The following is a 14821-nucleotide window of genomic DNA, read 5'->3' as shown; positions in this document are numbered from 1 at the left end:
CCGAACCTAGTGTGCTTTCTCTGACCGAGCGTAGCAGAAACAATCCAGCCGTCCGCACGCACTTGCAAAGTGATCGCGTCAGAAGCCGTCAGTCATCCGTGCCGACGCCGTGGCGCTCGTAGAACTCCGCAGTCGTCTCGTCAATGCGGTCGAACTCGGTATCGAAGTAGTGTTCGTAGTGGCGGACGACCTGTTCGACGACCCAGCGGCTGAACTCCTCGTCGAAGTGCCACTCGCCGTCCGTCTCCGGGATTTCGAACCGATCGCCCGTCGAGAACGCCGCGTAGACGTGGAAAAAGCCGAGGATCACGTCGGCGAAGTCCCGGGCCTTCTCCGATCCGCTCTCGCGGCGCTCCGCGAGTTCCGCCCGACCCTCGTCGGTGAGTTCGAAGTATTTCCGGTCGGGTTCGTCCGCGCGCTCGATGCGCTCGGCCCACCCCTTCTCCTCGAACTTGTAGAGGATCGGATAGACCGAGCCGTAGGAGGGTTCCCAGTGACCGCCGCTGATGTCGCGAATTTCCTTGAGAATCTCGTAGCCGTAGCGTGGCTTCTCCTCGAGGAGTTCGAGGACGAGATAGGCGATGAGTCCCTTCGGCGGCCCGCTTTTCCGCATATATCTCGAGAGTTAAACGGGTGGACGTAAAGCGTTTCGGTCGCGTCCGAAACCGTCGCACTGGTCGCCGAGAGCGGTGAATTCGGCGCGCTCTTGCTGGAGAGCGACGCGGCGAGCGGGGTACAGAGAGCCGAAACCCGGCCCTTCTTAGCGTCTCCGTCCCAACCCACGACTATGGAACGACGGCGACCGCCACAGACGGAAGAAGGCTGGTACGTTCTGCACGACTTCCGGTCGATCGACTGGGACGCCTGGCGAGGGGCTCCCGAGCGGCGACGCTCGCAGGCGATCGACGAGGGCATCGACTACCTCGCGTCCTGCGAGGCCGTCGACGACGCCGACGCGGGCGAGTCGGCCACGTTCTCGGTACTCGGCCACAAGGCCGACCTGCTCGTGCTCCACCTGCGGCCGACCCTCGACGACATCGACACCCTCGAGCGACGGTTCGAACACACCGCTCTCGCCGAGTTCACGGAGCGGGCTGACTCCTATCTCTCGGTGACGGAGGTCTCGGGCTACATGTCCGAGGACTACTTCGACGAGGACGCTGAAGTCGAGGATACGGGCCTCGAGCGCTACATCGAATCGCGGCTCAAACCGGAGATTCCTGACAGCGAGTTCCTGAGTTTCTACCCGATGAGCAAGCGCCGCGGCCCCGACCACAATTGGTACGAACTGCCCTTCGACGAGCGGGCCGACTACCTCGCGAACCACGGCGAGATCGGCAAGGACTACGCCGGCCGGGTCACACAGATCATCTCCGGCAGCGTCGGCCTCGACGACTTCGAGTGGGGCATCACCCTGTTCGGCGACGACCCGACCGATGTGAAGGAACTACTCTACGAGATGCGTTTCGATCCCTCGAGTTCCCGCTTCGCCGAGTTCGGTCGCTTCCTCTCGGCCCGCCGGTTCCCGCCGGCGAACCTCGGCGCGTTCCTCGCGGGCGAATCGGTCCCGCAAGAGGGCGGCGCGGACCACGGACACGGCCACTCACACGCGGGCGGCGACTCCGAGGGCCACCACGGCGACTCCGGCGGCCACCACCACGGCGGTGACGGCGAGTCGGACGGCCACGGCGACGATGAAGACGAGGACCTCCGCAGCGAACTCGAGGACATCGGCGTCTACGCCGGTCAACCCCACGGCGAGGACGTCCACGCGGTCGTCCTCTACTCCGCGGCCGATCCCGACGAACTGTTCGAGGAGGTCGACGGCCTCCGCGGGAACTTCGATCACTACGATACGCACGTGAAGACGGCCGTCTACGAGCCGCGAGCGGGCGGCGACGACGCCGAAACCGCGGTCGTCAGCCTCTGGGACACCGAACGCGCCGCGAGCACGGCCGCCGGGTTCCTCGCCGACCTCCCCGATATCGTCCGGCAGGCGGGCGACGACGAGGGTGACTCGTGGGGAACGATGGGGATGTTCTACACCGTCGAACCCGAACACCGGACCGACTTCGTCGACACCTTCGGCGATGTCGCCGGCATCCTCGCCGACATGGACGGCCACCGAAAGACCGATCTCTTGGAAAACCTCGAGGACGAAAACGACATGTTCATCGCCAGCCGGTGGGACTCCCGCGAGGACGCCATGGAGTTCTTCCGCAGCGACGCGTTCTCGGAAACCGTCGAGTTCGGCCGCGACGTGCTGGCTGAGCGGCCCCGACACGTCTTCCTCGCGTAGAACAACCGCAGATGTTCGCCTCGACTCGAGTTCAGTTTTCGTCCGAGTCGGTCGATTCGTCGTAGAAGAAGTAGGCCGCGATCCCGGCCAGTCCGAGCGCGAGCGTTACGAACGGCCACTTGCCGGCGTCGCGATCGGTCATGAACGCGTGGGCAGTCACGAAGATCGCGAACCCGACGTGGGCGGCGAGCGTCGCGGCGAGAAACGCCTGTGCTTCCATCGACCGAAAGATTCGACGCTCCGATAAAAGCCGTTTCGAAGCCAGCGAGGAACGGAATTGAAAATCAATAATGCTGTGGCCGGGAGGACGACTCGGGGAAGGGCAGGCACTCCACCGAATCCGCCGCGAGCGAAGCGAGCGGGCCGACGACCGACCCAACGGGGAGAGAGGAGTGCTTTTGATCGAAATTTTACCGAGGGACATCGCGAGCGAGGCGCTATTCGCCTCGCTCGCGATAGACCGTGGTTCGAAACGCCTCCGGCGTTTCGTCATCACGAGAGAGCGGAGCTCTCTCGAACGACAGCGTAAAATTTCGTTAGTCGAAGTCGTGATCCGGATCGTCTTCGACCGTCCGCTTCATCGAGTCACGACGGGACTTGGCGTCGCGACCGGTTGCCTCGAGCAGGAAGTCGTTTTTCGCGTCGACGGCTTCGCCGGCGGCCTCGAGTTCGTCGGGGCCGAGTTCGGTGGGATCGCGCTCGTAGAATTCGACGGCGAGTTTGTCCTTCTTGCCGGAGTACTCGACGGTCCCGACGACGACTTTCTCGAAGACGGGGTTGTCGGGCTCGCCGATGACGAAGAGGTCGCTGCCCTTGTACGCTTCCGTTTCAGTGATAGAGCCGAAGTAGTCCTCGACGGTCGACTCCATGTCAGGGATTCGCTCCTCGAGATATTCACCGCGACGCATCTTGTACTCCTTCATAGCTCGAAGAAACACGGCGGAGTGTTTACCTCTTTTCATACCCGACGTTTCGGGTGTCTGATGGGTCCTCGAGCGCGGAGACCGGGGATATCGCGGGACGACGGGCGGAGCGGGATTGTAGAAAAACAGTCGCAAGCCGATCGTGACTCGAGTCGACTGGTCGTCGAGAGCGGGAACCGGGAGAAAAAGAGAACGCCAACGGCCGCCGGGTCGGCGTTAGCGCTGTCGCTCGCGCTCGCTGAGGTAGCCTTTCCGGCAGTCGGGGCAGATATCGCCGGTGCGAAGCGAGCCGCGGTCGCCGGCGGCGACGTAGTCACACCGCGGGCAGTAGAATTCGGTCGGAACGTCCCCGGCGGGCGCACCGCCGCTTTCGGCGGGCGTCGGCGCGGACGCGGCTCGCTCGATACCGGTCCCCGACTCCGCGTCGGGATCGGCATCGGCGTCGGGGTCGACCTGATCGGCGGCCGGGGGCTCCGCTGTCACCGATCGGGCGTCGGTCGCGGCCGCGGCGGTGCCGTCGGTGGTACTATCGGCGCTGGCTCCGACGGTGTCCGTCGGCCCATCGTCGTCGAGGAGGACGGCATCGTCGTCGACCTCGGCCGGATCTGGGTCCGTGGCTCCGACGGCGGACTCGGCCTCCGAATCGGCCTCGGCCGCGTCGTCCGGCCAGTCGGCGGGCGTCGACTCCGCCCCGACCGGTGGGCCGACGTCGCTCGAGTCGGGCCACTCGCCGTGGTCGCGGTCCCGGTCTCGGTCGGACGAGGGCTCGTCGTCCTCGAGGATTTCGCCGTCGTCGGTGACGGGCTCGCCGTTCTCGTCGGTCGGGAGGTCGATCTCGTCCGTGTCAGTGCCCGTCTCCGCGTCGGTGGTTGCATCGGCGTCGGCTGCCGCTCCACCGAAGTCAGCCGGCTTTGGCTCCGGATCGCCCGCGTTCGGGGACGAGTCCGGCTGCGGTGTCTCCGTCTCGCCGGCGTTCGAGGGGGTGTCGTCGGCGTCGATGAATTCGGCGTCGTCGCCGTCGGATCGCTCGATGCCATCGTCAGCATCGGCATCGATGAAGCCGGCGTCCGCATCGGACTCGACGGCGGCGGCATCGTCGGGGGCGTCGACTGGTGGTTCGGGCGGTTCGGTCTCGGGCTCGTCGGGCAACGAGTCGCGGGCGTCCGTCCCAGCGGTGAGGCTGGTCACTTCGGTGTTCTCGCTGATGACGGATCGCTCGCCACAGCGGACACACTCCTCGTACTCCTGGACGGTTACGACGACTTCACTGCCCCGTTCTTCGCGCTCGCGTTCGATTTCGGACTCGCCGAAATCGTGTCCGAGCAGCGAACATCGCAGGACCATTGTCCCACCGTACCGAGCCATCCCATAAAAAACGTGCTGCCTGTTAGTCACAGTTTTGTGACAGTCACGCAACCAGATTGGGACGCGACTCGAGGCGACTCGGGACTATTTCCAGCGGGGTCCAATCGGACTCACGGGGACCCGCACAGCGTGGGTAGAACGGCAAACGTCAAATCCCAGGTTGTCGAATAGGAACACAGATGAGAGCAAAGCGGGAGTACCGGAACCGGGAGCGAACCGAGGTGGCGGTACTCGATGCGCTGGTCGATCGCGTCGACGACGGGATGACCGTCTTCGAACTCCGCGCGGCCGTCGAGGTCGATATCGACGAACTCGAGGAGGCCCTCTCGACGCTCAAGGAGGATAATCTGATCGTCGTCGACTCGGGCTCGGAGACGGTGATCAAGCCCGCCGAGCGGGTCGTTCCCGACGAGCCGGAAGACGAGGACGGAGACCAGTCGATCGGGGAGTGGCTCCGCGAGCGAATCCCTTTTTGAATCGAAACGCCTGATACGCTCAGGCTCCAGGGAGTACGCATGAGCGTCATCGAGTCCATCCACGAAGATCACGGGGCCACGTTCGGCGAGCGCGCCGACCGGCGAGTCGTCGAACACTACGGCCGTCCGGAGCGAACCCACCGTGCGGTCCGCAACGGCGTCGGGTTGCTCGAGGCGGCCTACGGCGTGCTCGTCGTGGAGGGCGACGACCGCGTCGAGTACGTCGATAACGTCGTCACGAACCGCGTCCCGGCCGAGGACGGGCAGGGCTGCTACGCACTCGTCCTCGACCCCCAAGGCGGGATCGAGGTGGAACTCTACGTCTACAACGCGGGCGAGCGACTCCTGCTTTTCACCCAGCCCGAAACCGCCGAGCCGCTGGCCGAGGAGTGGTCCGAGAAGGTGTTCATTCAGGACGTCGATATCCGCGTCGCGACCGACGACTACGCGGTCTTTGGCATTCACGGCCCGCAGGCCACCGAGAAGATCGCGAGCGTCCTCAACGGTGCCGGCTCGCCCGACGAGCGCTACTCGTTCGTCCGCGGGACGATGGGCGACGAGGGCGTCTCGGTCATCCGCACCGACGCACTCACCGGCGAGGAGAGTTACGAGGTGATCTGTGCCGCCGACGACGCCGCGGCCGTCCACGACACGCTACTCAACCAAGGGTTGAACGCCGCCCCCTTCGGCTATCGGGCGTTCGAGAGCCTCGCTCTCGAGGCCGGATCGCCGCTCTTTCACACCGAACTCGAGGGCGAACTGCCGAACGTGCTCGGACTGCGGAACGCGCTCGACTTCGAGAAGGGCTGTTACGTCGGACAGGAGGTCGTCTCCCGGGTCGAGAACCGCGGCCAGCCCAGCCGGAGGCTCATCGGGCTCACCCTCGAGCGAGAGAGAGCGGGTGAGGGAGACGAAGAAAGCGGTGAGCGACCGGTCCCCGAGTCCGGCGCGGCCGTCTTCGACGGCGATGCGTCGGTCGGCGAGGTGACTCGCGCGGGGGAGAGCCCGATGCTCGGCGAGGTGATCGCGCTCGCGATCGTCGACTACGACCTCGAGAGCGACGGACTGACGGTCCGGGTCGGCGGCAACGAGGTGGCTGCGACCCGCACCGAACTGCCGTTCGTCGAAGGATCGGATCGGTCCGGCCGCCTGCCGGACTATCAGTAGGGTCCTGCCGGCTCGGTCGACGGTCCGGACCGACAGCCGGAGCTACTGTTATATGTCCCGGTGCCGACGGTCAATCCATGTCAGGAGACGTCCTCGAGCACGACCTCTTTGACCGAGCGCCGGACGATCGAATCCGAGTGCTCGACGACGACGGGACGGTCGTCGCCCCCGAGTTAGAGCCGGCCCTCGAGGCGGAGACCCTGCGATCGATGTACCGGGACATGCGGTTTTCCCGGCGGTTCGACGAGCGGATGATCAGTCTGCAGCGCCAGGGCCGGCTGGGAACGTACTCCTCGCTGGCCGGCCAAGAGGGGTCCCAGATCGGCTCGACGTACGCGCTGGCCGACGACGACTTACTCTCCTTTCAGTACCGTGAACACGGGACGCTGGCGGCGCGAGGGCTCCCGTGGGAGTACCTGCTGTACTGGATGGGCCACGAGGACGGCAACGCCGCGCTGGCCGACATCGAGGTCTTCCCGCTGAACATCTCGATCGCCAGCCACCTGCCCCACGCGGTGGGCTGGTCGTGGGCGGCGAAACTGAACGGCGACGACCGCGCGAGCGTCGTCCACTTCGGCGACGGCTCGACCTCCGAGGGGGATTTCCACGAGGCGCTGAACTTCGCCGGCGTGTTCGATACGCCGAACATCTTCTTCTGTAACAACAACCAGTGGGCTATCTCCGTGCCGCGGGAGCGCCAGACGGCGAGCGCCACGATCGCACAGAAGGCCCACGCCTACGGCTTCGAGGGGGTACAGGTCGACGGCATGGACCCGCTTGCGACCTACGTCGTCACGGCGGCCGCACGGGAGAAAGCGCTCGTTGGCGATGACGACCGGCCGCGGCCGACGCTGATCGAAGCGGTCCAGTATCGCTACGGCGCGCACACGACGGCCGACGATCCCAGCGTCTACCGCGACGACGAGGAGGTCGAGCAGTGGCGCGAGAAAGACCCTATCGATCGGTTCGAGGCCTACCTGCGAAACGAGAGGGTTCTCGAGGACGACCGAATCGAGACGATCGAGTCCGAGATCGAGGAGACGCTCGCGACGCTGATTGAGCGCGCCGAGGCCGTCGAGGGAGACCCCAGCGAGATGTTCGAGTACACCTACGCGGAGCCCACCCCGCGACTCGAGGCCCAGCGGGACTATCTCGCGGCCCTCCGTGAGACCCACGGCGACGGGGCATTACTCGAGGACGAGTGAGTCCCCGAGGCGTGCATATAAACGCGACAGTGGGACAGGCAAACGACTACGCGGGCCTCGCCGCGATGTCCAGTCGATATGCAACTCGAGCAGTCGTCTCAGACGACGGAGGCGACGTGGAGCGGGACGATACCGAGCGCGGTCGACGCGCGCGTGCTCGGATTGGTCGCCGTGACGGCCGGCCTCGCGGCGTCAATAAACGTTCCGTACGGCGGGCTTCCGATGGCGGCCGCCGCGTTCGTGCTTCTGACCGGTTTCGGTGTCGCACTTCACCTGCTCGGCGAACGGAAGCTCCGCCGGCTCACCGACGACCTCGTCGAGCGCTGGGGCGCGGCCGGCGGGCGGATCGAGGACGTGACGCGGTCGGCGACCGGCATGCGAACCGAGTGGCGAGTCCACACCCCCAACGGCGAGATCGTCATCGGCGGCATCGCGCTGGTCCCGATTGCCCGACTGTCCGTCGAGTGGCAGGGCATCGGCGATACGATCGACGCCAGCGAGGCCGAGGCGAACATCGACCGCCTCGCCGAGAGCCTCTACCGTGAGATCTTCGAGATCGGCTCGGCGACCCAGCAGGCGTAGTCGCGCCCAGTCTGCCGTCTTCCGCGTTTCCGGGCCAGTCCTCCACCGAGCCCACGACCTCACTCGAACAGTTCCTCGTGGCGCTGTGCCAGATCCGTGTACTCCCCCGACGCGAACGCCTCGCGGATCGCCGCCGCGTCGATGCCCGTCTCCTCGAGCGGCGTAACTTCTGCGGGGACGCCGCGGACGAACGATTCGGCCGGGATCGAGTAGCCGTCGGGGACGACGGTCCCGGCGGCGACGATGCTCCCGGTGCCGATCGTCACGTCGGTGTTGAGCGTCGTATTGAACCCGACCAGAACTCGTTGCTCGACGACCGCCTCGTTCAGAACGGCCCCGTGTCCGACCATCACCTCGCTCGCGAGCCGCGATGCGTGAATCGTGGCGTTGTCCCCGACGTGAGTTTCTCGTCCGATGCGGACGGGACCGATATCGCCCCGACAGACGACGCCGGGCCAGACGCTCGCGTCCGCGTCGATCACGACGTCGCCGACGAGCGTCGCCTCCCGGCTCACCCGCGCCGCGTCGTCGATCGTCGGCCGGTCCCCCTCGAACTCGTACGTTCGCCTGTCGACCATAGAGACTCCGACCACGATTTCGGAGATAATACCGCACTAGCTCGGTCGAGACTGTCAGCAGCGAGCGACGGTCGTCCGAACCGATACAATCGATCCCCGAGTATATCGCCTCTTGAAACCATTCAGGACCATCTAATGGTATGCAAGCCCGGCCCTTATCCCTGATCGAACCGAATCCGTACTTGAATACATGAGTCAGTCAGAATCCCCGATCCGGACGATGTTCGACGTACAGCGAACGGCGATCAAACAGAGCCAACAGCTACTCGAGCAGGGACTGGCGACCCAGCGCAACGTCGACACGATGGCACTGGCCGGGCTCACGAGCCAGGCGTCGCTCCAGCGCCAGCAACTCGAGTTCGCACAGGCGGCGAGCCACGGCTACGTCAGCGCGGCGGCGGCGCTGTTGCCGAGCGACGACGCCGAGGCCCACCGCGCCATCGACGAGACGTTCGACCAGCTGAAAGCGACGCACGCGGACTTTTACGACGCGCTCGAGCGCGACCTCGAGCGAGATCTCGACGCCGCAACCGGGCTCTCCGAGGACGTCGAGACCGCTCTCAACGAGCAGACCGAGCACTTCCTCGAACTCACAGCGTCGATCGAGGAGCAGACGGTCGAGAACGCGGACGAGTTCTCGAGCCGACTCGACGAGCAACTCGAGCGAACCCGCGAGCTACAGACGCGGCTCGAGGACCAACTCGAGCGCCAGACCGACGACATCGAGTCCCTCCTCGAGCAGCAGGCCGACCAGATCGAGACGTTCCAGCAACAACTCGCCGAACAGACCGAAACGGGACTCGAGCAGATTCCGGTACGGGGACACGACGAGCCACACACGAAGATCGAGACCGATCCCGAGCACACGCTCGAGGCGATCGAGGGCATCGACGCGGACGTCCGCGAGCAGCTCGCAGAGGCCGGTATCGCGACGGTCGACGACCTCACGCGGGCCGGTACCGACGCCGTCGCCGAGGCCGCCGAGATCCCCGAGGATCGGGCCGCGGAGTGGATCGAGCAGGCCGAAGCCTAAGTCACCCTCTCAGGATTCGATCTTCTCGACGATTTCGCGGGCCTGCGCTTTCGCTTTGTCCTCGCCGACGTGTTTCTCGATCAGGACGCTGGTGACCTCCCAGTCGTCTTTTCCCTCGACTTTTCCGGTGCGGACCTCGCTGCCCTCCGAGACCGACGCCGCCGGCTGCTCCGCCCAGTCGGGCGTTCGAATCTCGTCGTACCGATCGGGATCTCGGAATCGGACGTGGATGTACTCGTCTTCCGTCTCGACCGCGTCGACATCGGGTGTCTCAGCCATACGCGAGGCTCCGCCGGCGACAATGCTAAATTACGTCCCTGAATGTGCCCGGAAGCGGTCGATCCGCTCGAGACGGCGTCGTCCACGTACCTGCGAAGACACGATGAGCCGGCAGCACTCGGCGCGGAGACTATCCGGACCGCCGCCCTACCCGAACGCATGCTCGTCCTCGGCGACGCCCACGCGTCCGACCCCGACCGGTGTGAGACCCTGCTCGAACTCTATCGAACCCTCGAGCCCGATCGGGTACTCCAACTCGGCGACCTCGAGCGGTACGACCTACCGGCCCCGACGTGGTTCATCGGGGGCAACAACGAGGACTTCGACGTGATCGAGGCGCTACGGACGGGCGAAAACCCCGGAGAACCGACCACGGTCCACCTCCTCGCGAGCACGGCGGCGACGGTCGACGGCCTGCGCGTCGCCGGGCTCTCGGGGAACTTCGCCCCGACGCGGTACGACCTGTCCCGGGACGAACTCGCGGGCGAGCGCCGCCGTCACTTCACCCACGAGGACGTCGATCGAGCCGCCGCTCTCGAGGATATCGACGTTTTTCTCACGCACGAAGCGCCGAACGGCCTGCTGTCCTACGGCTACGATCCCGGCTGCGAGTATATCGACGATCTGCTCGAGGCGATCTCGCCCGACCTCTGTCTGGTCGGCCATCACCATCGCCACCGCGAGGCCGAGATCGCTGGCACCCGCGTCGTCAGTCTCGCCCCCGCGTGGGAGCGATACTACACGCTCGATCCCAAAACGCTGGCGCTCGAGGGTCACGAACACGACCTGTCTGGAACCAACTGAAAACGCAACTGCGGCGAAAATACCGGAACCGACGCCGGCGGCGGTCGGCGCCTCAGAACGTCTCGAGGTAGCGGTCGAGTTCCCAGTCGGAGACGTCGACGAGGTAGTCCTCGAACTCCTGTTCTTTGGCTTCGACGAACTTCGGCGCGACGTGGTCGCCGAGGGCGTCGTAGATGACCTCGTCTTCCTCTAGGGCCTCGACGGCCTCGCCGAGGTTCGACGGCAGCGTATCGATGCCGTACTCTTCGCGTTTTTCCTCGTCGAACTCGTAGATGTTCTCCCGGACCGGATCCGGACAGTCGAGGTCGTTCTCGATCCCGTCGAGACCGGCGTGGATCATGGCGGCGAGTGCGAGGTAGGCGTTACAGGACGGGTCCGGCGAACGGAGCTCGACGCGCGAGGCGGCCGGCGTGCGTGCGGCCGGTTTGCGGATCAGCGCCGAGCGGTTACGATCGGACCAGGCGACGTAGACGGGTGCCTCGTAGCCGGGCACCAGTCGCTTGTAGCTGTTGACGGTGGGGTTTGCGATCGCCGTAATCGCCGGCGCGTGCTCGAGGATCCCGGCGGTGAAGGCGTGGGCCTCGTCGCTCAGGTTAAACTCGTCGTCTTCGTCGTGGAAGGCGTTCTCGCCGTCCTCGGTGAACAGCGACAGGTGGGTGTGCATCCCCGAGCCGTTGATACGCGGGATCGGCTTGGGCATGAAGGTTGCGTGCAGGTCGTGCTGGGCGGCGATCGCACGAACGACGGTGCGGAACGTACCGACGTTGTCGGCCGTCGCGAGCGCGTCGTCGTAGGTGAAATTGATCTCGTGTTGGCCCTCGGCGACCTCGTGGTGGCTTGCTTCAATCTCGAAGCCCATCTCCTCGAGCCCGTAGATGATGTCGCGGCGAACGTCGCTGGCGAGGTCTTTCGGTGCGAGGTCGAAGTAGCCGCCGGCGTCGTTGGTCTTGGTGGTCGCGCGGCCGTCCTCGTCCTCCTCGAAGAGGAAGAACTCCGGCTCGGGAGCGGCGTTGACCGTATAGCCCATCTCATCGGCGCGGTCGAGGGCGTTTTTGAGCACGCGACGCGGGTCGCCCTCGAAGGGCTCGCCCGTCGACGTGTCGTAAACGTCACAGATCATTCGGGCGGCAGCGCTCTCCTCTTTCTGACGCCATGGGAGCACTGCGAAGGTGTCGGGGTCGGGCTTGAGCCGCATGTCCGACTCCTGAATGCGAACGAAGCCTTCGATAGAAGAACCGTCGAAGTAGATGCCTTCGGTAAACGCCTTCTCGGCCTGTCGGGCCGGCACGGAGACGTTCTTGACCGTTCCCAGAATGTCGGTAAACTGCAGTCGGAGGAAGTCGACGTCCTGTTCCTCGATCTCGTCCAATACCGCCTGTTCGGCGTCAGTGAGGTTTCCGCTTGTCATCTTTCTCGTCGTATCCTCGTAACCCGTCTACTAAAACACTACTGTTCTAAGCAAATCTTCTCTGACCACCGGTAAACTGCATATTCGTAAAGTTCTAAAGGCCTCAGTGCGAGGGTAGATGTGATGACGTACGAAAATCTCGATGCAAAACTAGTGAATGCACTTCTGGGCGACGGCCGAGCGAGCCTGCGCAGCCTCGCCGAAGACCTCGACGTATCGGTCACGACGGTCTCGAATCACCTCTCCGACCTCGAGGACGACGGCGTGATCGAGGGCTACACGCCGAAGGTCGATTACGACGCGGTCGGCTACGATGTCACCGCCGTTATCCAACTGCAGGTCGAAGGGAACGCGCTCCCCGATGTCACCGAGACGCTGCGCGAGCACCGCCAGATGACCAGCGTCTACGAGGTCACCGGCGACTACGACGTGATCGCCATCGGCAAGTTCGAAGACACCGACGGGATGAACGACCAGATCAAACAGCTGCTGACCGACCCGGACATCAAGGCCTCGAACACAAGCGTCGTTCTCAACGCCGTTTCCGAGAACGAGCAGTTCGAACTCGAAGTCAGAGAAGACTGATACGGATTGCTGTACCGATGTACCGGCGTAACCGCCGCCCGAATCGCGGTTGCGCCGGAAATGACGTACAGTAAACCGTATGAGCCCCGGCCCGTTCTGACGATCGTTTTCCGATTCGCTACGCTACTCGAGAGACGACTGGCTATCGACCAGCGCGTCGGCCGCCGCCTCGCGATCGCCGGCTTGGGCCGTCCACAGCGTCGCGTACTCGCCGTCGGCCGCGAGTAACTCCTCGTGGGTTCCCCGCTCGACGATCTCGCCGTCCTCGAGGACGAGGATGGTGTTCGCCTCCCGGATCGTCGAGAGGCGGTGGGCGATGACGAGGGTGGTGCGATCCTCGGTGAGCCGGTCGATCGAGCGCTGGATCTGTAGTTCGGTCTTCGTGTCGACGGCGCTGGTCGCCTCGTCGAGGATCAACACTTCGTGGTCGGTGAGGACGGCGCGAGCGAGCGCGATCCGCTGGCGCTGGCCACCTGAGAGCTTGACCCCGTCCTCGCCGACGCGGGTCTCGTAGCCCTCGGAAAGGTCAGTGATGAACTCGTGGGCTCGAGCGGCTTTCGCCGCCTCCTGAACGGCCTCGTCGGACGCATCGAAGTGGCCGTAACGGACGTTATCGGCGACGGTGCCGTCGAAGAGGAACGTGTCCTGGCTCACGTAGCCGACCGCCGAGCGGAGGTCGGCGAGGGCTACGTCCCGGATGTCGTGGCCGTCGATCCGGACCGAACCCGCTTGCACGTCGTACAGCCGGAGCAGGAGTTTGAGCAGCGTCGATTTCCCGGCCCCCGTCGGACCGACGAACGCGACCGTTTCACCCGGCGCGGCCGCGAAGGAGACGTTCTCGAGGACGGGCTCTTCGAACGCCGTCGCATCGGTGCTATCAGCGGTCCGTGTAGCACTCGTCTCGTAACTGAAAGTAACATCCTCGTACTCGACGCGGCCTTCGACGGGCTCGATGGCCGTCGGGTCGGCCGGATCCGCGACGTGGACCGGGATGTCCATCAGGCCGAAGACGCGCTCGCTCGAGGCCTTGGCGTTCTCGTATTGGTCGACGATGTTCGAGACTTCAGCAAGCGGGCCGACGATCCGCTGGGTCATGAAGAGGAAGACGACGAAGTCGCCGACCGAGAGGGTGCCGGTGAGCGGGCCGGGTGCGGTCCCCGTCGTCAGCCAGAGGCCGCCGACGAGGAAGGTGCCGGCGAATGCGAGTCCGGCGAGCAGTTCCATGCCCGGCCGGTAGAAGTACGAGAGCCGCAACACTGCCATCGTATCCTCGTAGAGCCGACGCGAGGCCTGCCGGACGCGATCGATCTCGTAGCCCTCGCTGTTGGTCGTCTTCGTCAGGGCGACGCCGGCGAGGCTGTTCTCGAGGCGGGTGTTGAGCCACCCGACCGCGGAGCGCTGGCGGACGTACCGGGGTTCGACCGCGCGCATGAACCAGATCGTAAAGCCGATCATCGCCGGGATCGCGACGAGGGTGACGAGCGCCAACTGCCAGTTGAGATAGAAGAGGACGCCGGCGATTCCGCCGACCATCACCAGCAGCCGCGCGGAGTTCATCAGCGCGTTGTCCAGAAACATCTCGAGGTTCTGGGTGTCGTTGTTCAGCACCGCCATGACCTCGCCGGTCTCCTTGTCGTCGAAGAAGGTCATATCCAGCCGTTGCATTTTCTCGAAAGAGTCGACGCGGACCGCGTGCATCACGCCGTGGGCGAACAGGTTGGCGGTGACGCCGTAGATCCACGTAAAGAGGGCGACGACGAGAAAGGAGACGGCGACGGTGGTGATTGTAAACCAGAACTGTGCTACCTGGTCGGTCGGCAGCCACACGTTCGGGACGATCGGCAGTTCGAACGCGCTCTCACCGACGAAGATCGCGTCGATCGCGACGCCGAGCAACAGCGGCGGGACCAGACTCGCCATCCGCGCGACGAAGTTCGCGACCATCCCCGCGGAAAACCAGCCGAGCCGACCGGGCGCGTACTCGCGAAACAACCGTGTCAGCGGCCGGTCGACATCCTCCCGGTAGGCGTCGAACGGCGTTCCGTCCTCGTGAGAACTCACTGCCGAGCCGGTACCGGTTCGACCCGTAAACCAAACACGGTTTCGGGCGGTGTTTC

Annotated in this window: 16 protein-coding genes; 8 read left to right on the top strand and 8 right to left on the bottom strand. The window is 65.0% G+C overall.

Going from position 1 to position 14821, the window contains the following annotated elements:
• Window positions 1–88: 88 nt before the first annotated feature.
• Window positions 89–613 (bottom strand): PadR family transcriptional regulator, encoded by a 525-nt coding sequence (locus tag ACJYUO_RS06810; RefSeq protein WP_494344636.1) that lies wholly within the window; start codon window positions 611–613, stop codon window positions 89–91.
• Window positions 614–787: 174 nt separating this feature from the next.
• Between ACJYUO_RS06810 and ACJYUO_RS06805 the strand changes: the two genes are divergently transcribed.
• The gene (locus ACJYUO_RS06805; protein WP_494344635.1) at window positions 788–2299 is read left to right on the top strand and encodes a heme-binding protein; all 1512 of its coding nucleotides are present in this window, start codon (window positions 788–790) and stop codon (window positions 2297–2299) included.
• A 31-nt stretch (window positions 2300–2330) separates the two neighbouring features.
• On the opposite strand, the gene ACJYUO_RS06800 is transcribed toward ACJYUO_RS06805, so the two are convergent.
• The 3 genes from ACJYUO_RS06800 to ACJYUO_RS06790 form a co-directional block, all read right to left on the bottom strand.
• Window positions 2331–2519 (bottom strand): hypothetical protein, encoded by a 189-nt coding sequence (locus ACJYUO_RS06800; protein WP_494344634.1) that lies wholly within the window; start codon window positions 2517–2519, stop codon window positions 2331–2333.
• Between the two features lie 316 nt (window positions 2520–2835).
• Window positions 2836–3222 (bottom strand): DUF5611 family protein, encoded by a 387-nt coding sequence (locus ACJYUO_RS06795; protein WP_494344633.1) that lies wholly within the window; start codon window positions 3220–3222, stop codon window positions 2836–2838.
• Between the two features lie 216 nt (window positions 3223–3438).
• The gene (locus ACJYUO_RS06790) at window positions 3439–4566 is read right to left on the bottom strand and encodes a DUF7093 family protein (RefSeq protein ID WP_494344632.1); all 1128 of its coding nucleotides are present in this window, start codon (window positions 4564–4566) and stop codon (window positions 3439–3441) included.
• A 200-nt stretch (window positions 4567–4766) separates the two neighbouring features.
• Between ACJYUO_RS06790 and ACJYUO_RS06785 the strand changes: the two genes are divergently transcribed.
• From ACJYUO_RS06785 to ACJYUO_RS06770, 4 genes are all read left to right on the top strand, one after another.
• A complete protein-coding gene (locus tag ACJYUO_RS06785; RefSeq protein ID WP_494344631.1) occupies window positions 4767–5063 on the top strand; it encodes a DUF6432 family protein in 297 nt (98 codons plus the stop codon).
• Between the two features lie 39 nt (window positions 5064–5102).
• Window positions 5103–6230, top strand: a complete 1128-nt coding sequence (ygfZ, locus tag ACJYUO_RS06780; protein WP_494344630.1) for a CAF17-like 4Fe-4S cluster assembly/insertion protein YgfZ — start codon at window positions 5103–5105, stop codon at window positions 6228–6230.
• Window positions 6231–6307: 77 nt separating this feature from the next.
• Window positions 6308–7435: a pyruvate dehydrogenase (acetyl-transferring) E1 component subunit alpha gene (pdhA, locus tag ACJYUO_RS06775; RefSeq protein ID WP_494344629.1), complete on the top strand. Its 1128-nt coding sequence runs from the start codon at window positions 6308–6310 to the stop codon at window positions 7433–7435.
• A gap of 78 nt (window positions 7436–7513) precedes the next feature.
• The gene (locus ACJYUO_RS06770; protein ID WP_494344628.1) at window positions 7514–8017 is read left to right on the top strand and encodes a hypothetical protein; all 504 of its coding nucleotides are present in this window, start codon (window positions 7514–7516) and stop codon (window positions 8015–8017) included.
• A gap of 59 nt (window positions 8018–8076) precedes the next feature.
• Here ACJYUO_RS06770 and ACJYUO_RS06765 read toward each other — a convergent pair whose 3' ends face one another.
• Window positions 8077–8595 (bottom strand): gamma carbonic anhydrase family protein, encoded by a 519-nt coding sequence (locus ACJYUO_RS06765; RefSeq protein ID WP_494344627.1) that lies wholly within the window; start codon window positions 8593–8595, stop codon window positions 8077–8079.
• A 190-nt stretch (window positions 8596–8785) separates the two neighbouring features.
• Between ACJYUO_RS06765 and ACJYUO_RS06760 the strand changes: the two genes are divergently transcribed.
• Window positions 8786–9628, top strand: a complete 843-nt coding sequence (locus ACJYUO_RS06760; protein WP_494344626.1) for a helix-hairpin-helix domain-containing protein — start codon at window positions 8786–8788, stop codon at window positions 9626–9628.
• Between the two features lie 9 nt (window positions 9629–9637).
• On the opposite strand, the gene ACJYUO_RS06755 is transcribed toward ACJYUO_RS06760, so the two are convergent.
• Window positions 9638–9907: a hypothetical protein gene (locus ACJYUO_RS06755; protein WP_494344625.1), complete on the bottom strand. Its 270-nt coding sequence runs from the start codon at window positions 9905–9907 to the stop codon at window positions 9638–9640.
• A 159-nt stretch (window positions 9908–10066) separates the two neighbouring features.
• Between ACJYUO_RS06755 and ACJYUO_RS06750 the strand changes: the two genes are divergently transcribed.
• Window positions 10067–10711 carry a metallophosphoesterase family protein gene (locus ACJYUO_RS06750; RefSeq protein ID WP_494345382.1) on the top strand — a complete coding sequence of 215 codons (645 nt, stop codon included), beginning with the start codon at window positions 10067–10069 and terminating at the stop codon, window positions 10709–10711.
• Between the two features lie 52 nt (window positions 10712–10763).
• On the opposite strand, the gene glnA is transcribed toward ACJYUO_RS06750, so the two are convergent.
• The gene (glnA, locus tag ACJYUO_RS06745) at window positions 10764–12119 is read right to left on the bottom strand and encodes a type I glutamate--ammonia ligase (RefSeq protein WP_494344624.1); all 1356 of its coding nucleotides are present in this window, start codon (window positions 12117–12119) and stop codon (window positions 10764–10766) included.
• 123 nt (window positions 12120–12242) lie between these two features.
• Here glnA and lrp point away from each other — a divergent pair, with 123 nt between their 5' ends.
• Window positions 12243–12704: an HTH-type transcriptional regulator Lrp gene (gene lrp / locus ACJYUO_RS06740; RefSeq protein ID WP_494344623.1), complete on the top strand. Its 462-nt coding sequence runs from the start codon at window positions 12243–12245 to the stop codon at window positions 12702–12704.
• A 123-nt stretch (window positions 12705–12827) separates the two neighbouring features.
• On the opposite strand, the gene ACJYUO_RS06735 is transcribed toward lrp, so the two are convergent.
• Complete coding sequence (locus ACJYUO_RS06735; RefSeq protein WP_494344622.1) at window positions 12828–14765, bottom strand: ABC transporter ATP-binding protein; 1938 nt, start codon at window positions 14763–14765, stop codon at window positions 12828–12830.
• Window positions 14766–14821 lie beyond the last annotated feature (56 nt).

The organism is Natrinema sp. CRL1 (assembly GCF_059162405.1).
The sequence above is the reverse complement of the archived record's forward strand: the minus strand, read 5'-3'. Positions and strand labels throughout refer to the sequence as shown.